The sequence below is a fragment of the bacterium genome (assembly GCA_030530825.1).
GTDB lineage: Bacteria > Patescibacteriota > Saccharimonadia > Saccharimonadales > Saccharimonadaceae > Nanogingivalis.
Genome location: JAUMUF010000001.1, coordinates 542,596 through 561,210, shown reverse-complemented (window position 1 = coordinate 561,210; position 18,615 = coordinate 542,596). Strand labels below are relative to the sequence as shown.

At 41.9% G+C, this 18,615-nt stretch carries 15 protein-coding genes, 1 tRNA gene and 1 pseudogene; 13 read left to right on the top strand and 4 right to left on the bottom strand.

Annotated elements, in window-relative coordinates; genetic code table 11:
* Positions 1-164: 164 nt before the first annotated feature.
* Both Q4A21_03040 and Q4A21_03035 read right to left on the bottom strand, forming a co-directional pair.
* Positions 165-350, bottom strand: coding sequence for a hypothetical protein (locus Q4A21_03040; protein ID MDO4902497.1), 186 nt, complete (start codon positions 348-350; stop codon positions 165-167).
* Positions 351-606: 256 nt separating this feature from the next.
* Positions 607-683 (bottom strand) — tRNA-Met (locus Q4A21_03035).
* 61 nt (positions 684-744) lie between these two features.
* Here Q4A21_03035 and tilS point away from each other — a divergent pair.
* From tilS to Q4A21_02995, 8 genes and pseudogenes are all read left to right on the top strand, one after another.
* Complete coding sequence (gene tilS, locus Q4A21_03030) at positions 745-1,617, top strand: tRNA lysidine(34) synthetase TilS (GenBank protein ID MDO4902496.1); 873 nt, start codon at positions 745-747, stop codon at positions 1,615-1,617.
* Between the two features lie 56 nt (positions 1,618-1,673).
* Positions 1,674-3,527, top strand: coding sequence for an ATP-dependent zinc metalloprotease FtsH (ftsH, locus tag Q4A21_03025; protein ID MDO4902495.1), 1,854 nt, complete (start codon positions 1,674-1,676; stop codon positions 3,525-3,527).
* Between the two features lies 1 nt (position 3,528).
* Complete coding sequence (gene murJ / locus Q4A21_03020; protein MDO4902494.1) at positions 3,529-5,157, top strand: murein biosynthesis integral membrane protein MurJ; 1,629 nt, start codon at positions 3,529-3,531, stop codon at positions 5,155-5,157.
* Positions 5,158-5,272: 115 nt separating this feature from the next.
* On the top strand, positions 5,273-10,645 hold the full coding sequence (locus Q4A21_03015) for a MucBP domain-containing protein (GenBank protein MDO4902493.1): 5,373 nt from the start codon (positions 5,273-5,275) through the stop codon (positions 10,643-10,645).
* 75 nt (positions 10,646-10,720) lie between these two features.
* Positions 10,721-11,263: pseudogene (locus tag Q4A21_03010) on the top strand (GTP-binding protein).
* 8 nt (positions 11,264-11,271) lie between these two features.
* Entirely contained in the window at positions 11,272-11,799 is a 528-nt protein-coding gene (locus Q4A21_03005) for a hypothetical protein (GenBank protein MDO4902492.1), read from the top strand.
* On the top strand, positions 11,796-13,022 hold the full coding sequence (gene lepA / locus Q4A21_03000) for a translation elongation factor 4 (protein MDO4902491.1): 1,227 nt from the start codon (positions 11,796-11,798) through the stop codon (positions 13,020-13,022). The genes Q4A21_03005 and lepA overlap by 4 nt, the downstream gene beginning before the upstream one ends.
* Before the next feature lie 80 nt (positions 13,023-13,102).
* Positions 13,103-13,816 (top strand): YebC/PmpR family DNA-binding transcriptional regulator, encoded by a 714-nt coding sequence (locus tag Q4A21_02995; protein ID MDO4902490.1) that lies wholly within the window; start codon positions 13,103-13,105, stop codon positions 13,814-13,816.
* Between the two features lie 67 nt (positions 13,817-13,883).
* On the opposite strand, the gene Q4A21_02990 is transcribed toward Q4A21_02995, so the two are convergent.
* Positions 13,884-14,324 carry a hypothetical protein gene (locus Q4A21_02990; GenBank protein ID MDO4902489.1) on the bottom strand — a complete coding sequence of 147 codons (441 nt, stop codon included), beginning with the start codon at positions 14,322-14,324 and terminating at the stop codon, positions 13,884-13,886.
* A gap of 136 nt (positions 14,325-14,460) precedes the next feature.
* On the opposite strand from Q4A21_02990, the gene Q4A21_02985 reads away from it, so the two are divergent.
* On the top strand, positions 14,461-15,183 hold the full coding sequence (locus tag Q4A21_02985) for a hypothetical protein (GenBank protein MDO4902488.1): 723 nt from the start codon (positions 14,461-14,463) through the stop codon (positions 15,181-15,183).
* 40 nt (positions 15,184-15,223) lie between these two features.
* On the opposite strand, the gene Q4A21_02980 is transcribed toward Q4A21_02985, so the two are convergent.
* Positions 15,224-15,640, bottom strand: a complete 417-nt coding sequence (locus tag Q4A21_02980; protein ID MDO4902487.1) for a hypothetical protein — start codon at positions 15,638-15,640, stop codon at positions 15,224-15,226.
* Positions 15,641-15,821: 181 nt separating this feature from the next.
* On the opposite strand from Q4A21_02980, the gene Q4A21_02975 reads away from it, so the two are divergent.
* The 4 genes from Q4A21_02975 to Q4A21_02960 all read left to right on the top strand — a co-directional run bounded on the left by Q4A21_02975 (position 15,822) and on the right by Q4A21_02960 (position 18,593).
* Positions 15,822-16,562 (top strand): transcriptional regulator, encoded by a 741-nt coding sequence (locus Q4A21_02975; GenBank protein ID MDO4902486.1) that lies wholly within the window; start codon positions 15,822-15,824, stop codon positions 16,560-16,562.
* 18 nt (positions 16,563-16,580) lie between these two features.
* Positions 16,581-17,132 (top strand): nucleotide exchange factor GrpE, encoded by a 552-nt coding sequence (locus Q4A21_02970; GenBank protein ID MDO4902485.1) that lies wholly within the window; start codon positions 16,581-16,583, stop codon positions 17,130-17,132.
* Positions 17,133-17,453: 321 nt separating this feature from the next.
* Positions 17,454-17,666 carry a hypothetical protein gene (locus Q4A21_02965; protein ID MDO4902484.1) on the top strand — a complete coding sequence of 71 codons (213 nt, stop codon included), beginning with the start codon at positions 17,454-17,456 and terminating at the stop codon, positions 17,664-17,666.
* Positions 17,667-17,717: 51 nt separating this feature from the next.
* Positions 17,718-18,593: a reverse transcriptase family protein gene (locus Q4A21_02960; protein MDO4902483.1), complete on the top strand. Its 876-nt coding sequence runs from the start codon at positions 17,718-17,720 to the stop codon at positions 18,591-18,593.
* The last annotated feature ends 22 nt before the right edge of the window (positions 18,594-18,615 follow it).

Sequence of the window (18,615 nt, the reverse complement as noted above, 5' to 3'; positions counted from 1 at the left end):
TTCATCGAAGCAAGAATTTCTACCTTTGACGATTACGAGGATTTTATCTAATATTTTTCTGAAAAGTCAATCCGCTCAGAATCGCTTGGCGGATTTTATTTTGTTTCGAAAAAAAGGGAAAAAGAAAACCCCTTCGAAGAAGAATATCGAAGGGGTAAAAAGAGTTAGGCGAGTATATCGGGGTCGTTGGAGTATTTCACAACACCATTTTCACTATAAGTTATCTGAGAATCCTGATCCATATGGAGTGCCTTTCTGGTAAGTTCCAGGTTACTCCTCTCCATTGGAGTTAAGTCCTGGCTGAGTCTTTCGTCGATCTCTTTGATTTGTTCTACTACTTTTAGTTTCATGTTTTTCTCCTGTGCTTAAAGCCCGCCGGTTGTTACGTCAAGAATTTTCATCCCTGCGAGCAACTTCGAACAATCTTCGAAACTCTTCGCAAGAATGAAATCTCTTTTCGAAAGGAGAATTCTCTAACTCTTTTATACTGTTCTGGCTGGACGACTAACCTGGTTTTGTTATAGTACATATATCGTAAAAAGTCAAGCTTAACTCAACCCAACAAAAAACCGCGCCCCGAAACGCGATTTTCGTTAAAATAATCTCTGGTAGTAGCGGCGGGGATTGAACCTGCGACCTTAGGCTTATGAGTCCTACGCTCTAACCAACTGAGCTACGCTACCATACCAAGGTATTTTAACACACTTTTTTGCGTTTTTCAAGAATTTCAAGTAAAATAGTTTTATGAAAAAGGCAATCGTGGCGGTTTCTGGCGGAGTTGATAGTGTTTTTTTGCTTGAATTTTTGATTAAGAAGTGGGGCGAAGAATGGTCGAAGAGACATCTCATTGTCGCGCACTTCGAGCACGGGATTAGAGGAGAAGAAAGTCTTGGGGATTTGAAGTTTGTTCAAAATTTAGCAGAATCCAAGGGCTTGCGGTTTGAATTTACTCACGGAAATCTCGGCGCCCAGGCAAGCGAGGCGCAGGCCCGAAGCGCTCGATATGCCTTTCTACGAGAGTTAGCGGACCGAGAAAACGCTGTGATTTTTACAGCGCATCATCTGGATGATTTGGTTGAAACAGTTGCGCTCAATATTTCTCGGGGGACTGGCTGGCGCGGTTTGGCGGTGCTGAATTCTTCTGACATCGAGCGTCCACTTTTGAATTTTCGAAAATCCGAAATCATTGACTTTTGTTTGAAAAATGGCATAAAATGGGTTGAAGATGCCACCAACGCCGAGCAGAAATACTTTCGAAATCAACTGCGGGTAAGGCTTGAAAATTCTGATTTTGACGCACATCAAGAAATCGCTGCGCTTCACGCTCGTCAAGTCCAAATCTCGCAAGAAATCTCGCAAATTACAGATGATATTATTACCAAAATTTGCGATGATAAAGGGCGGATTTGTCGTAAGTTTTTTGTTCAAAATGACAATAAAGTTTGTTTTGAAATATTGCGCGAAATTATCTTCCGTGCGTCTGGGGAGATTCCACTTCAACGTCAAACGCAGGATTTTCTTCATAAAATAAGAACATATTTACCTAAAAAATCAACACAAATTATTGGCGGGCGAAATGTCTACTTCGAAAAAGAATTTTTCTACTTCGAAGATTGAAAATTTTCAAAAAAAGTGATAAAATGGTAAGAACTGTAAGACTGAGAAAGGATGAAATGAAGAACGATAAGAAGAAAAAAACAATCAAGCGTGCCGGAAATGTGGCTTTTTGGGTGATGATTTTTGGTGGAATTTTGCTTTTTAATTTGGCGAATGGTGGATTTTCACCAAAGTTGAAGGATGTTGCTATTTCGAGTGTGATTTCTCGCGCTAATAAGGGTGAAATTGCCAAAATCGAAATTCAAGGAAATGATGTAAAAATTACACCAAAAGGCGAGAAAAAGCCAACTGAGCGATCTGTCAAGGAGAGCGGAACAATCTACGAGCAAGGTCTTGAAAAGGGTAAAACGGAAGTCGACGTCAAACCTATTGACACATCCAGCGATATGTGGTGGAACTTGGCGGTGATGCTTCTGCCAACAGTGGCGATTATTGCGTTCTTTACTTTTATGATGCGTCAGGCAGGCGGTCGAGATTCTCAGGCGATGAATTTTGGCAAATCTCGCGCAAAACTTTATGGTGAAGATAAAAAGAAAATTAAATTCGAAGATATTGCGGGCAACGAGAACGCCAAGCAGGACCTTTTCGAAGTGGTTGATTTCTTGAAAGACCCTAAAAAATACCAGAAGATGGGTGCTAAAATCCCAAGCGGTGTTTTGATGGTTGGCCATCCTGGAACCGGTAAAACTATGCTTGCGCGAGCGGTTGCGGGCGAGGCTAAGGTGCCTTTCTTCTCGATTTCTGGTTCTGAATTTATGGAAATGTTTGTTGGTGTCGGTGCGAGCCGAGTTCGAGATTTGTTCTCTAAGGCTAAAAAGAATGCGCCTTCGATTATCTTCATTGATGAAATTGACGCCGTGGGTCGTAAGCGTGGATCTGGAATGGGCGGCGGACACGATGAGCGTGAGCAGACTTTGAACCAAATTTTGGTCGAAATGGACGGTTTCGAAAAAGACACCGGCGTGATCGTCTTGGCCGCAACCAACCGCGTGGACGTTCTCGATCCAGCGCTTCTTCGCCCGGGTCGATTTGACCGCCGTGTTGAAATTTCTCTTCCTGAGCGAAAGGATCGTTTGGCGATCTTAAAAGTTCATTTCAAGAACAAGCCCGCTGTCGAAAACCTTGATCTTAACTCTTTGGCGAAGAAAACTGCAGGTTCGGCAGGTGCGGACCTCGCCAATATGGCTAACGAGGCGGCAATTCTTGCTGCTCGCGCGGGGCGTGAAAAAATCACCAATAAAGATTTGACAGAAGCCTTTGAGAAGGTGGCTATTGGTCCAGAGCGTAAGTCTAAAGTTATGTCTGATCTTGACCGCGAAATTACCGCCTACCACGAGGCTGGCCACGCCGTTGTTGGCCATGTTTTGCCAGACTCTGACCCTGTTCATAAGGTGACGATTATACCTCGTGGTCGAACCGGTGGTGTGACTTGGTTCTTGCCACCAGAGGATAAATCCTACACTAATATTTTTGAATATAAGGATGTTCTCGCTCGTGCGATGGGTGGTCGAATGGCCGAGATGATGATTTACGGCGAGAGCGGAATTTCGACGGGCGCTTCAAGTGACTTGCGATCAGCAACTAACATTGCTCGAAGTATGATTTCCGACTACGGAATGGGTGTTGAACTTCGGGACCAAGTTTTCCATGAAGAAGAGGGCGGAATGTTCTTTGATCGAATGACTCGCGAGAGGCCATTCTCTGAAAAAACTGCTGAAAAAATCGACGCCGAAGTCGCCGCTCTTATTAAAGAGGCCGTCGCTCGTGCCCAAGCGATTTTGCGAGCAAATAAAAAACCTCTCGAGGCTCTAACGCAGGCGCTTCTCGAGAAAGAAACTATCGACGAAGAAGAAGTTAAAGAGATTTTGAAAGACGCTAAACTGCCAAAAGAGGCGCAACTACACAACTAATATGTCAAAAGTCAAATCGATTTTTTCGAAAGCAAATTCGCGGCTAACGGTCAAGTTCGCCGCGATTGTGCTTGCTAGTTCGACGCTTCTCTCTAGTCTGCTTGGCTTTTTGCGAGACAGGCTTTTGAATTCTTACTATCTTGATTCTTATCCTGAGGGGATTGACGCTTATACGGTAGCCTTTACAATTCCTGATTTTATGTTCTTTATACTTGTTTCTGGCGCCTTAAGCGTGACCTTTATACCTGTTTTTAGCCAAAGAATGGCGAATTATAACAAAAAATCAGCCTGGCAACTGAGTTCTTCTTTGCTGAATTTTTTGGCGCTAATCACTCTAGTGACATCTGTTTTGATTATGATTTTTGCTGAGCCTTTAGTAAAATATGTCGTTGGGCCGGGCTTGAATGAAAGTTCTCGCGGGCTGGCCGTGTCTATGATGCGAGTGATCGCGATAAATCCGTTTTTGTTTGCAATTGCGACGGTGTTGACAAGTATTCAGCAGGCGATTGGGCGGTTTACGTTTTCTGCGCTGGCGCCAGCGATTTATAATGTTGGAATTATTATCGGAACGGTGTTTTTTACTGGCGGAATTAGAATTTTTGGCTTTGAGATTTTCGAGGGCGGAATTATGGGCGTAGCGCTCGGCGTGGCTTTTGGGTCGATTTTACAACTTTTAGTTGCGGCTTTTGGGCTGATTGGAGTTGATTTTGACTATAATTTTAAGATTTTTTGGAAGAATAAGGGATTCAAGCAGGTTTTGAAATTGCTCCCAACGCGGTCGATGGATCAGGGGCTGGATTATGTGAACTCGATTGTTGAAACCAATATGGCTTCACGAATGGGCTCGGGAGCGGTGCGGGCGTATTCGCAGAGTTTGACGCTCCAGATGATGCCAGTTAATCTGATTGGAGTGGCGATTTCGACGGCGTTTTTCCCTAATTTGACAGAAAAATTGGCGATTGGTCGTAAAGATTTGTTCAAAAAAGACCTTCAGGCGGCATTGAGAATGATTTTGTTTTTGAGCCTGCCGGTGGCGGTGATGTTTTTCTTCTTCCGTGGTTATATTGTGAGTTTTATCAAGAACGGCGGTGATGAAACGATTGCGGGGATTCTTGGCGTTTTGGTGATTTCGCTTTTTGCGCGATCTATCTATCACATTGCCGCTCGAAGTTTTTACGCGATGGAAGACACGCGGACGCCGTTTTATGTATCTGTTGCGGCGATTGGACTGAATATTTTCCTAGCGATTGCGTTTAGTCTTTTCTTGCGTGCGGGAGTTTATGGCTTGGCTTGGGCACAAGCAATTGGGGCGGTGCTTGAGATCGTGATTTTGACTTTTTTGATGAAAAAGCGAATCGATGGATTGTTTGATCTGGAATTTATTGGTGTTGTGATGCGAATGGTTCTGGCGGCGGCAATTACGGCTGTTGCGAGTTATTTGTTAGTTTCGATTTGGCCGCTTCTTGGTAGCGATCAGAGGTTTTTCTCGACTTTTCCGAAGTTCGTGATCATGGGAGTGCTAGCGAGCGGAGTATATCTTGGTACTTCGAAATTGCTGAGAGTTTCTGAGGCTGAGCCTATAATTTCTAGGATTAAAGCGATTTTATTCAAGCAATTTGGGCGAAGATAACTGAAGTTTTGGAAAATTACGGCAGAGATGCCGTTTTATTTTATTGACATTTTGCTTATGTTAATATATAATTTTAATAGAATATTGTCTCTTGTTGAGATTTAAGGGAGGGAAGATGAAAATAAGTGGAGACTTTTTTAGAAAGAAGAAAGAGAAAATAGCTTTGTTTGTGGCGCCAGCGGTTATTCTGGCTGGTTTATTTACGAGCGGAAAGATATGGGCAGAGAGTAGGGTTGGAGATTTCGTCAACAACGTTAAGACTACGCTGACTGTCTTGGATAAAGAAAATGGTGCCGAGAAAGTTAACTTTTTATCTGGTGAAACAATGACTTTCTCGTCGCGTATTGAAATAACGAGTGATGGTGGTGCTAGTTCCTATCCAGGAGCGTACCTTTTGATTAAATTCCCTAAAGAATACGCCGCTTCAGCCCCAGTTATCAACTCCACAGACTTGGTTACAAGCTCGTCTAATGTGGATACGGACACCCACTATGTTAAGCGACTAAACTATAAAAACTTAATCGCGGGATCTATAAATAGCATAAACTCCCAGTACAGGCTTAAAATTGTTGAGGCTCCGGCAGGATATAAGCCCGAGGTGATACATGAGTTGTATTCTGCAGACGGTAATCTGTTGAGCCGCCAAACTAAATCCGTTAATACTACTAAATCCGATCTTAACGCAGCAACATACAAGAGTAAGGTGGGGACATCCAATACGCACTATATTGCTAGATATACTGACCACACCAACTCCACTATAGATAAGAATTCGTATGAGACTATGGGAGTGATGGAATTTTCGATAACTAACAACATTACTTATCCATCGGGATCTTCGTACGGTAAAAAAGAGATAACAAGCGCATTCAATGAGTACGTAGTGCCTGAATATATGGAAGTTCATCAGGACTCTCTTGCTGATGGGTGGACCTTCGACCCTAATACTCGGATTGCCAGAAAGAATCTGTCGATAATTAGTGGTAAATCTAATGTCTCGGGCGCCAAGATAAAGCTTTACTATACCAAAAATACCGATGACTCTATCATAAATAAAACTGTAGAACACAATCATAAACTAGTAGTTGAAGTTAAAGATAACCCTCCTGTTGAGGGGACTCATAACTTAAACATAAGAGTAATGGCTAGGCGAGTTAGTGGCGAGGATAAGTTGACTGCATCTAAGATGCCGTTAACTTACGGTAATGGATACAGGTATGTCGCTAATAAGTTTGTATATAATATTAATACTATCTCCAATGATGGCGATTGGCGAATCGCTTTGAGGATTCGAAATGATGGTGATGGCGTTAGGGTTCCTTTGTCAAGAGTTGAGGATAGTATCCCTGACGAACTAAAGTTTACGAGTATTACTTTGCGCCCTGTGGATGTGTTTTTTGGCGTAGGTAATGAGAACGCTGTATTTCAGGTTTTCTTATATAAAAAAGACGGATCAAAGATTATGGCGGGAGAGATTAAAAAATCCACCCCTTCTTTGCGCCTATCCGCTATAGCTGAAATCGAAGATTATAGAAGGGTTGAGATTGTCATGCCTGAGGGTTATCAATTGCCCGACGCTCTGCCTGGACAGGATTCGTACGGGGTTGATTTAGATATAGATACGGACTTTAAGGATATTGATGAATATGCAAACAGTTTAGAATTTAACGCTGCTCCTACCGAACAGATAAATCGAGCCAAGGTATATTCTAGTGGTAAAGAATTGACGATTGACGCCTCTAAGTATTATGAAAAGATAGCCTCCAAGGTGGTTAATAAAATTACGCCAGGAAGAAATAAAGTGACATATACAGTCGGCGATTATGTAGACTTCTACGACTTATATTCTGCCATGATTTCTAACAGTGGGGTTTCTATCAATAAATTGAAAAACCCGAGACGTGCTATATTGTATAGCCCGGACTTCTCTCTAACTCCCCAGGTGCGTCAAAAGATAGCCGAAGGAGTAGTTGAGTATCACGAGAACTATAAAAATACAGGCAGAAGCGCGATAATAGACCTTAAGCCAAATTCTGGAACTAGTGAGGTTTTTGCTGGCATTAATCGAAACTCTCTTTTTAGTGTTAGCGAGGCTACACCTAATGGTAAGCATAAATTCGAGCTCGTTACATTCTGGGACGACTCTGATAAGAATTACATCGGCACCGAGGGACTAGATGACTTGGATTTCAATAACGACGGTAAGCAATCGCGCAATGTCGCTCGCTCGACCGCTAATATTATCGTTCTTAAGCCTGAGCAGGTCGCTATTAAGAAATATATTCGCGCTAAAGGAAGTGACTTCACTAAAAGCATAGATAAGCTAGATCCAGGTCAGGAGATTGACTACAGACTGTCGGTCATCAATACATCCGATCATCCTTTGTTGGCCTCTCGAATACTTGAAGTTTTACCAAAAGTAGGCGATAAGAAGATAGTCGAAGGAAATAACGGTGTTCAAGAGAGTAGAGGTTCTACTACCGGAGTTAAGATAACTGGGCCTATCGCACCGCGAGACGGATTTACGATCCTTTATTCTACCGATGAACCCGGCAATAATCAGAAGGAATCTTGGTCTAAGAATTTTATAACTGCAGACAAGATAGCTGATTGGTCTGCGGTCAGAATGATTAAAATCCAGCAAAATCAAGGATATCAAGTTCCGCCTCAAACTGTCGTTAATTTCGTTATAAACGCTAAAATTGACGACAATGCGGCCGATGGTTCTATTGCCAAGAATACTGCTGCGGTTTCAATTTCCTCTGGCGGAAATCTTGTTGAGTCTGATCCTGTCTCTGCTATCGTAAACTATCCAATCAAGATACAGGGTGTCGCATTTATGGACACTAACAACAATAGTCTTTTTGACCAAGGTGTCGACACTATTTTACCTAATTACCGCGTTGAGATTCTTCGAAATAATACTGTGGTCGCCGATCTTTTAACCAATGATCGTGGTGAATATAGCTATTCGACAAAAGATTGGGGCGCAAATTTCTCAGTGAGATTTACTAGACCGAATGGGATTGATTCGCATGCAATTCTTGTCCCTGCTAGAAATCAATCGAATGGAAGTACGCCCACCTCTGAAAGGGATAATGTGGCAACAACTTCGGATATTTATTTGAATTCCCAATCTAATAAAGTTCAAAATCGAAACATCGGTCTCTATATTCCGAAGGGTAGTTTGAGAGTAGTCTATCGATATACTACAAATCCAAATGGAGGATTGCCTTATTCTTACGAGAAGAGCTCTGAAGTCGTTATAGACACCGCTTTGATCGGTACCCCATATGATGTTAGAAGCAAACGCCTTGCGCAGATCTCAGACGGACGAGGCCTTGTTTATGAATTCGAGGAGGTAGGTCCTCAGGCACCGGAAGTTGGAGCAATTAAAAATGGAGAAACGATAGTATTCTTCTATTATAAGCCTAAGCTTGGCTCGCCGGTTAAGGCTAGATATGTCGATGAACAAGATCGTGAACTAAAATCTGAGGTAGTCGTGAAGCCAGATAGAACTCAAGTCGGTACCGAATATGCTTCGACCAAAGATAGCGAAATTACCAAAGATAATCTGGTCTACATCTTTAAACAGCTTAAAAATGGCTCTGCACCAGAGAGGGGTCGCGTAAGTGAGAATGAGCAAATAGTTACCTATGTCTACGCACCAAAACAAGGTGGATCGGTTAAGTCAAGGTTTGTTGACGAGCGTGGTCAAGAACTCTCAGCAGAAGTTGAAGTTAAGCCTCGTGGAACTCAAGTTGGCGTTGAATATTCTTCGTCTAAGCAGAATGAAATTCAAAAGAACGGATTGACTTATACATTTAAGCAGTTAGGTCAAGGCTCAGCATCTGAAAATGGTCGTGTTAAGGCAGAAGATCAGGTTGTAACCTATGTCTATACTCCAAAATTGGGCGGATCGGTGACGGCAAAATTTGTTAACCAGGATGGCGTTTCTATCAAGCCTGATGAAGTCTTAAAGGCTGATCAAACTCAAATCGGCACACAATATACTTCAAGCTACCCAAATGAGATTATAGCGACCGACGGAATTACTTATGTCTTCGAAAAGATTATCGAAGGCTCTGCACCTCGTGAGGGTCGGGTTAACGGTGAAGCGCAAGTAATTACTTATCGCTATGTGCCTAAAAAGGGTGGTGCGGTAATAGCGGAATTTATCGCTAAAACTGGCGAAAAACTTAAAACCGATGAAGTTGTCAAGTCGACAGACACTCCAGTTGGCACCAGTTATACCGCAAACAAAGATAATGAGCTAACCAAGAATAATCTTGTCTATGTTTTTGAGAGTTTGAAGCAAGGCTCTGCTCCGGAAACGGGCAAAGTTAAGGCTGAGTCTCAAACTGTGACTTATGTCTATACTCCAAAATTGGGCGGTAAGGTTGATGCTAAATTCTTGGATGAAAACGGTGTCGAAATTCGAGCACTTCAGAACATTTCGCCAGATAGAACTCAAGTTGGTACAAGCTATTCAAGCACGCCACCAGCTGAGATCACCTTCAATGATATTGTGTATGTATACAAAGAATTGGGCGGAAATTCTGCGCCTCAAAACGGACGCGTGAGTGAAAACCCACAGACAATATCATATATCTACACGCCAAAAAGAGGTGGCTCAGTAATTGTTAATTTTGTTAATGAAGCAGGCGATTCTATCAAGGAGACAGAAATTCTCAAGCCTAACGGTACACCAGTAGGTACTGCGTACAATGCGCAGGAGGATGCTGAGATCGAAAAAGACAATCTTGTTTATGTTTTCAAGGAGTTGAAAAATGGCTCTAAGCCAAAAACTGGTCGCGTTTCAGAAGATTCGACTGAAGTAACTTTCGTCTATGCTCCAAAACGTGGCGGAAAAGTTGTAGCTAAATTTACAACATCTGACGGCATTGAGCTTCAAGGCGAAGAAGAAGTTTCACCTCAAGATACACAGGTTGGCACCGAGTATGCTTCGACCAAGCCTGAAGAGATTGAAAAAGACGGTCTAACCTATATTTTCAAAGAGTTAAAAGAGGGATCAGCGCCAGAAGAGGGTCGAGTAAAGGTTGATCTTCAAACTATAAATTACATCTATGAGCCAAAGTTGGGTGACGCAGTAAGTATGCGGTTTGTTGACACTAACGGAGTTCTTTTAGGTGAGATTAAAGAAATTCTGCCAAAGGGAAAGCAAGTTGGTACACCTTACGAAGCTAAAATCCCAGAGACTGTCACAGTTGACGGCAAATCCTATCGTTTGAAAATTGTTCGAAGCGACAAAGGTGACGCGAAGGAGAAAGGTAAAGTTTCTGAAGATCCACAGATGATTACGGTTATTTTTGAATTCATCCCACCAGTTGAAACGCCAAACACGGGTCATGCACAAAATGACAAGGATAATACTGGGCTTATAGCTATAGTTGCATCTATAATTTTAAGTCTTGGAGGAATTTCGATCTTTACTATTAAAAAATCAACCAACAAGACAAGAAAATAGTCCTTAAAGAAAATCCCTCTAAAGGGGATTTTCTTTTGTGTGAAAAGTGTTTTTGTGGTATAATTTAGCGTAGTTATGAATTTAGAAAAAATCAGAAATTTTTGTATTATTGCGCATATCGATCACGGTAAGTCGACTCTCGCCGATCGAATGATGGAGCTGACCGGCACCGTTTCGACGCGCGATATGAAATCGCAGTTGCTCGACAGTATGGACTTGGAGCGAGAAAAGGGTATCACGATTAAACTTGCTCCTGTGACAATGAATTGGAAAGGCTATGAATTTAATCTGATCGACACGCCCGGCCACGTGGACTTTTCGTATGAAGTTTCCCGCTCACTCCAAGCCTGCGAAGGCGCGATTCTCGTCGTCGACGCCTCTCAGGGCATTCAGGCGCAAACCCTCGCCAATGTTTACCTTGCGATGAACGCCGAGCTCGAAATCATCCCTGTCCTCAACAAAATCGACTTACCCGCTGCCGACGTTCCGCGAGTTTCCAAGGAGGTGATAAATCTTCTCGGTTGCGATGAGAGAGAGATCATAGGAATTTCCGCCAAAACTGGTATGAATGTCGAAGCCGTCCTCGATGCTGTAATTGAAAAAATCCCCGCACCGAAGGAGGTTGAATGATTCAAGCGATAAAAAGATTTTTCAACGACCCAGAATTTTACGATTCGATATCGTTTATCTTTCGAAAAAGAGATGTGATATATTTTGCTTGGAGCGATTCAAAGATCGAAGACGGCAAAATTTTGTCAAAATACAGTTTTTTGTCAAGATTCGCTTACAATATTTTGTTTCGAAAAAAGCCACAAATTATCGTCGAGGAAGAGATTGAGGGGGTGAATTATGTCAGGATTTTTGTTTTTCGAAATGAGGAATTGAAGAAAAAGTCTGGACTGTCGAAAGAGGATTTAGTCAAGGAATTGAATCACGAAAAAATTGGTCTGGCGCTGGGATTTCCTAAATTTGCGATTGAGGATTTTTTGAAAAATCCAAAAAATCGACTGAAGGTTTTCGTTAAATGGCGACGGTCGCTGTTTATCATTGAAAATTCTGAATCTCGAATTGAAGATTTGAAAAATTGGGCAAAGCAAAATGGAATTGCTTGGAGAAATATTAAGATTAAAGAGTTGGGCGGAGGTAAAAAATGAAACCCCTCAAAGCGTTAATTTTTGACAGTTATTATGATGATTATCGTGGTGTGATTTTGTATGTGCGCATTTTTTCGGGCGAATTGAAGAAGGGCGAAGAAATCAAAATGATGGCGACCGATTCTAAAGGTTTGGCGCTGGAAATTGGCAAACTTCAGCCCAAAATGACGCCGCACGACAAGATGTCCGCTGGCGAAATCGGCTACATTGTGACCAATCTCAAAACTACGCGCGAGGCTAAGGTTGGCGATACTGTAACCCTTGCCAAAACGCCCGCCGCGGAGCCTCTCCCGGGCTATAAAAATGTTCAGCCGTTTGTTTATGCTGGGTTTTTCCCTGTTTCGAATGAAGATTATCAGGATCTCAAAGACGCGGTCGAGAAATTGTCGCTTAGCGACTCGGCGCTTCAATTTGAACCAGAAAATTCGCCCGTTTTGGGCTTTGGCGTTAGGATTGGTTTCTTGGGTCTACTCCATATGGACATTGTCCGTGAGCGACTCGAGCGCGAGTATGACCTCGACCTTGTAATTACCAACCCTTCGACCGACCACCATGTTCTTCTTTCTAATGGCGAAGAACTCGACATTAAATCTGCTGCCGATCTTCCTGATATGAGTAAAATTGCCGAGATCCGTGAGCCGTGGATCAAGGGCGAAATCGTTGTGCCGCAAGATTATGTTGGCGCGGTGATTCAGTTGATTGTTTCGAAAAGGGGTCTTCAAAAAAATCTCAGTTATATTGATGAGCGAGTTTTGGTGAGTTTTGAGGCTCCGCTTGCCAATCTTTTGACTGATTTTTACGACCAGTTGAAAAGTGTTACGAGTGGATATGGCTCATTCAATTATGAACTTTGGGACTATAAGGTCGAAGATTTGGTTCGTGTAGACTTTTATATTGCGGGCGAAATTGTGGATGCTCTCAGCGTGATGTGCCACCGTTCAGAAAGCGTTCGGATCGGTCGCGAAATCACCGCCAAGTTGAAAGAAGTTATCCCGCGGCAGAACTTCCAAGTGGCAATTCAGGCGGCGATTGGTGGTAAGTTTATCGCTCGAGAAAACCTTTCTGCTTATCGAAAGGATGTGACCGGCTATCTCTACGGTGGTGATGTGAGCCGCAAAAAGAAACTCCTCGCCAAGCAAAAACGGGGTAAAAAACGCATGAAGAAATTTGGCAATGTCGAAATTCCGAGCGAGGCGTTTACGGTGATGTTGAAGAGGGATTAGCTTGCGAAAATTGATAATTTCTCTAAAAAATGCTAAAATATATTTAGATTATAGATATAAATTAATTTCGAAGGAGAATTATGGCTGGTCACAATAAATGGTCCAAAATTAAACGACAAAAGGGCGCGAATGACGCCAAGCGTGGTGCGGTTTTCACTAGAATTGGCAATCAAATTGCCATTGCGGCGCGCTCCGGTGCCGATCCTGATATGAACCCTGCGCTTGCCCTCGCGATCGAGAAAGCCCGCGCGGTCAATATGCCCAACGTCAATATCGAAAGGGCGATTGCGCGCGCCGCTGACAAAAACGCCGCCGCTCTCGAAGAAGTAACTTACGAAGGTTACGGTCCGGGCGGAATTGGTCTCATCATCGAGGCTGCCACTGATAATCGCAACCGCACTTTCCCAGAGGTCAAAACTGCGCTCGTCAAAAACGGTGGTCGAATTGCCGACGCTGGCAGCGTGATGTTTCAGTTTGCGCGAAAGGGCGTGATTGCGGTCAACGCTTCAGGCGAAGACGCTCTGCTCGAAATCCTCGACGCTGGCGCCGAAGATGCCATCGAGCAGGATGGTGAAATCACCGTTTATACCGACCCTAAAGATTTGATGAAAGTTCGAAGCGCCTTAATCGAGGCTGGGCTTGAAGTCAAAGAGGCGGAACTTCAATATGTTCCCAATTCAGAAATCGAAATTTCGGACGAAGAAACTCAAGCCAAAGTTGAAAAACTAATGGATGCGCTCGATGATCTTGATGATGTCGTCAATGTTTCGACAAACGCTTCTATAGCGGAATAATCTATAAATTAAACCTCTCGAAAATCTCGGGAGGTTTAATAAAATAACCCTCCAAAATTGAAGGGTTTTAATTCTGCTCTGCGTATTTCTCTGCATTATAGATTAGGATGGCAAAAGCCACTACGCTTATTATTACATGAACCAACACAATCGTTAGCATAGTTCGCCAATCAGTTTTGGGCACAAACCAAGCGATCCAGATTGGAGCCGCAAGAAGTGGTAAAACCACAAAAGGTAAAACCAAAAATCTTAGCCCTGCCTTCTTTCTATCGTGCCTTGGTAGGATTTTCAACAAGAAACCCAACCACAGGATTAAGGCAGTCATTTGGCTTGGCTCAATCTCATACATCGCGATCGAGTAGCAGAGAAGTGTGACCGGTGTAAAATCCAGCACTGCAATAGTTACGGATAGTAGTTTTCCGCCGCGCTTTTGCCAGATTTTCCTTTCTAAAAACCAGATTGTCGGTGAAACATATGCCACCGCGACGACGATAAAGCTTAGAATCATAAAAGGTTCTTTTCGTATAAAATCCATTTTCCACCCCTTATTTTATAGAATTTTTGAAATGTGAATTTAATTTTACGATATTTTTGGAAAAAAGTCAATATTTGAAATTTTACTCAAAAAATGTTATAATCTGAAAATGAAAAATATCCAATTCTTAGTTGAAAATTATCAGACTCCGCCGCACGCCATTGAGTTGGTTGAAAAATCTCGAATTCTCCTCCTTGCCGGTATTTCTGGTGCCGGCAAAGATACCACCAAAAAGCACCTTTTGAAAAATCCAGAATACCGCGACATTATCAGTCACACTACTCGCCCGCCTCGCGAGAATAGTGGCGTGATGGAACAAGATGGCGTGGATTATAATTTTATCTCTAAAGAGCAGGCTGAAGAAATGCTCATCGCACGGAAGTTTGTTGAGGCTAAATTTGTCCATGGCAAGATTTACGGAACGAGTGTTGCGGAGATTGAGGCGGCGCACAGGGATGGGCAGATTTCTGTTACTGATATTGATATTCATGGAATTGCTGAGTATAAAAAGTTGAGTTCTAAGGTTGTCGCGGTGATGATTTTGCCACCAGATTATGAAACTTGGCGGGCGCGTTTTGCTAACCGCTATCAGAGCGAGGCCGAGTTCGAGCGCGATTTCAAAAAGCGCCTGCCTGAAGCTATCGAATCGCTCGAAGCGGCGCTCGCCGAGCCGTATTTTCACTTCATCCTTAACGATGATTTTCGAAACACGGCGAGAATTATCGACCAAATTATGCACCAAGATATCGAATTTAACTACAAAGACATCGAAGTTCGACTTTTGGCGGAAAAATTGCTTAAAGATATAAAAGCGAGAAATCCAGAGAATTAACAAAATAGAAAGCCCTACAATTTTGTAGAGCTTTATTTTATTATCTGATATCAACGAATGAATCTATTCGCCATTTAAGAATTCGCTTAAATTCTTCTTTGATTTCAGATTTTAGAACTGGAAGAGTCCTGAGAACTGATCTGTATCTATTTGGATTGCTCCCGCATTCCTCAGATAGAGACACCTCGGAGGCTAATGCCATATTAATGAGTTTAACAGAGAACTCTCCATTGGCGGCGGCTTTCATTTCTACATATAAATGAGGTAGTCTGCCGACTAGAGTGTGAACCTCTAAGATTGTATCCTTAGGAAGAAGGTCAAGTCGAAGACTTTTTGTATATTCTTCAATTTCTGAAACCTTTTTCTTCCAAGCGATTTGAAGTTTATTGGTATCACAAACTTCGATCAACCCTTTATCAGAGAGATTATCTTCCAGTTTTTTGATGAGCTTTTCCATTTTTATAACCTTTATCCGCCCTGGAAATATGGCGGGGCTTTCTATATATATTTGGTTAAATTCTTCTAACCATATCTTGATTATAACATAAAGATACTAAAAAGTCAATCATTTTAGGATTTTAGAGATCAAAAATTAGCACTCTCTTGACCCAAGTGCTAATTTGTGTTAAACTGTAAATATGAATATCACACCGCGACAAACGCAAATTCTTGTGGCGATAATTGAGCAGTATGCTGAGGTTGCTGCTCCTGTTGGAAGTGTTACGCTGGCGAAACTTTTTGGTGTTTCGAGCGCAACAATTCGAGCGGAAATGGCTCGACTTGAAGATGTAGGACTCATCACTCAGCCGCACACTTCTGCGGGTAGAATTCCAACTGATAAAGGCTACCGTTTTTATGTTAATCGCTTGACAGAATCGCAAGAAGATGGCGTTATAATGCTGAATGCTGATAACTCGCGAGATAATTTTGTGGGAAGTACGCGTGTTATTTCGAGCAGAGTTTCTTCGCAAAAAGAGCGAGCGGATCACGCTATTCGTTCTGCCGTAGATAGTCTGGTTGAACTTACCGGTAACTTGGGTCTCGCGACAATTGGGGATCAACTTTATATGAACGGAATCTACAATCTGTTTTCTCAGCCGGAATTTGAGAGTGGTGAGGCAGTCCAATCTGTTGCGCAACTTCTTGACAATCTCGAGCCGTGGCTCCGCGAGGCCAACCCCAACCAGCCGCTCAACATTTACATCGGCTCAGAAAACCCGATCGGCAAAAATTCTGGCGTAAGTTTAATAATTTCCAAGTTCGAAAGTCCATTTTCAGCAAATTCATACATCGGCGTGCTCGGCTCGACCCGCCAAAATTACGCTAAAACCATCAAACTTGTGCGCCACACGGGCGAGATTTTGGAAGAAATTTTATAATTTTAAGGAGAAAATTTTATGGAAGAAAATAATTTTGAAAAAAATCAAGTAGCGGAAAATCCTGCGCCAATTTCGAACGAAGAAACTTCGAAAAAGCAGGGCGGACTTTTCAAAAAAAATCCCAAAGTCGAAAAACTGAAAGAAGAAAATGGGCAATTGTTGTCAGATTTACAACGAACTCGCGCCGACTTTGAGAATTTTCGAAAAAATGTCGAAATCCGCGTTTCGAATGCGCAGATTTTGGGTGAGAAAAAGGCGATTTTGAACTTTTTGCCAATTTTGGATGATATTGAGAGAGCGATTGCGCACTTGCCGGCTGATCTTGCTGAAAACGCTTGGGCTCAAAATGTTGTAAAAATGGCTACAAACTTGGAAAAATCTCTAGCCAACGCGGGCGTTGAAAAAATCGATTCTTCAAAGGGTGCGCCGTTTAATCCGGATTTTCACGAAGCGGTTCAGTTTGACGACGACGGTGAGGGTGAAGAAATTGTCGCCGAGCAATTGCGCGCTGGCTACAAATTGAAGGGCGAAGTCCTCCGCGCCGCGATGGTGAAGGTTGGGAGGGGTTAGTTGCTAGATGTCTTAATATTGACAAATATAAAATCATCTCGTATAATAATTTATAGACATACGATTCGTATGTACATTAAAATCCTTTTCTATTCTGAAGTGTCAATTATTTAGTGTTGACATCCTTTGTTGGGGTGTCGAGTGTTGTAGCGTCACTCTATTAAACGAGATATGTTGTTTGGATCTTATTTATAAAAAATAAACTAGACGGCGGGTATTTCTCTCATGGGGTTCGGTAAAATCTTTCATTAACTAGTATTTCGGATACTTGGCATGACGGCGGCCTTTTGGCTGAAATATTAAATTTTAATAGAAAGGAGGATGATGTTTAATCGAAAGATTAAAATATCACGTACTTTCTTTCCTGATGGAAGAAAGAAGAGTGAGAGGATCGAGAAAAACATCTCGGTCGGTAATTTTACCGAACTGGCTCAATTACTAATTGTAGCTGTCGTACTTCTAATCAGCATGCTCTCTACTGATGAGCGCTATGTTATGATTTTGATTTCGATGCTGGAAGCTATAAATAAATAGTAATTGAGCACCAAAATCTGCAATTCATTGAAATGGATTTTAGATTTTGTCATGGCTAAGTTGAAATCTTTAAATAGACTATGTAGAATTCTTGAGATTGACAAGGATGATCTTTTACATATAGTAAATAATAAGAGTGTACACACTTTTTATAAATGTAAAAAAGAAGGCTTTAAGTGTAGGAGAATTGATGAGCCTAGGGGTGATTTGAAAATTGTCCAGAAAAAAATACATTCTAGAATTTTGAAGCCAGAAGTTCAAAAAATGCCAGAAATAGTGATGGGGTATAGAGGAGGGGGAGACTCGGTAATTAACGCCAAAATTCACCAGGGCGCAAAAGAGATGCTAAAGTATGATTTTGAAAATTTCTTTCCGTCTATTTCTAGTGATCGAATTAGGTATGTTTTTCGATATGAATTAGGTTTTACCGCCTATGTGGCGAATTTATTAACATATTTATGTACTAATAACGAGGGCGTATTGGCACAAGGAATGCCCACTAGCTCTTCGTTAGCTATTTTGGCTACGAAGAAAATGGCAATTAGATTGGGCGAATATGCCAAAGAAAATAATATCAATATATCAATTTATGTTGATGACATTACGATCTCTTCGCGGAGGAGGGGCGAGTTATCCAGGCTTAAGGGCGGCATTGAATCAGTTATTAAATCTACTAAACTACCCATAAACAATATGAAGAGTGGAAAAATAATAAAGAAGGGTCAGCCTGGATTTAGTGTTACTGGAATTACCATAACACGAGATAATAAGCTTTCTATCGGCAGAAGGAAGAAGTCTAAGATGAGGTTAATTAACAGGGTCGTCAATAGGGGTAATAAAACTAAAAAGATGGTAATGTCTAGAGATGGACTTATTAATTATGAAAAAAGAGTTAAGAAGTTATCTTCTCTGTTGATTGAAAAATAAATATAAACATGTTAAAATATAA

Coding starts and splice junctions, on each gene's coding strand:
- Q4A21_02995 (MDO4902490.1), top strand. CDS start 13,103: ATGGCTGGTCACAATAAATGGTCCAAAATTAAACGACAAAAGGGCGCG.
- Q4A21_02960 (MDO4902483.1), top strand. CDS start 17,718: ATGGCTAAGTTGAAATCTTTAAATAGACTATGTAGAATTCTTGAGATT.
- tilS (MDO4902496.1), top strand. CDS start 745: ATGAAAAAGGCAATCGTGGCGGTTTCTGGCGGAGTTGATAGTGTTTTT.
- Q4A21_02975 (MDO4902486.1), top strand. CDS start 15,822: ATGAATATCACACCGCGACAAACGCAAATTCTTGTGGCGATAATTGAG.
- murJ (MDO4902494.1), top strand. CDS start 3,529: ATGTCAAAAGTCAAATCGATTTTTTCGAAAGCAAATTCGCGGCTAACG.
- ftsH (MDO4902495.1), top strand. CDS start 1,674: ATGAAGAACGATAAGAAGAAAAAAACAATCAAGCGTGCCGGAAATGTG.
- Q4A21_02970 (MDO4902485.1), top strand. CDS start 16,581: ATGGAAGAAAATAATTTTGAAAAAAATCAAGTAGCGGAAAATCCTGCG.
- lepA (MDO4902491.1), top strand. CDS start 11,796: ATGAAACCCCTCAAAGCGTTAATTTTTGACAGTTATTATGATGATTAT.
- Q4A21_03015 (MDO4902493.1), top strand. CDS start 5,273: ATGAAAATAAGTGGAGACTTTTTTAGAAAGAAGAAAGAGAAAATAGCT.
- Q4A21_03005 (MDO4902492.1), top strand. CDS start 11,272: ATGATTCAAGCGATAAAAAGATTTTTCAACGACCCAGAATTTTACGAT.
- Q4A21_02985 (MDO4902488.1), top strand. CDS start 14,461: ATGAAAAATATCCAATTCTTAGTTGAAAATTATCAGACTCCGCCGCAC.
- Q4A21_02965 (MDO4902484.1), top strand. CDS start 17,454: ATGATGTTTAATCGAAAGATTAAAATATCACGTACTTTCTTTCCTGAT.
- Q4A21_02980 (MDO4902487.1), bottom strand. CDS start 15,640: ATGGAAAAGCTCATCAAAAAACTGGAAGATAATCTCTCTGATAAAGGG.
- Q4A21_02990 (MDO4902489.1), bottom strand. CDS start 14,324: ATGATTCTAAGCTTTATCGTCGTCGCGGTGGCATATGTTTCACCGACA.
- Q4A21_03040 (MDO4902497.1), bottom strand. CDS start 350: ATGAAACTAAAAGTAGTAGAACAAATCAAAGAGATCGACGAAAGACTC.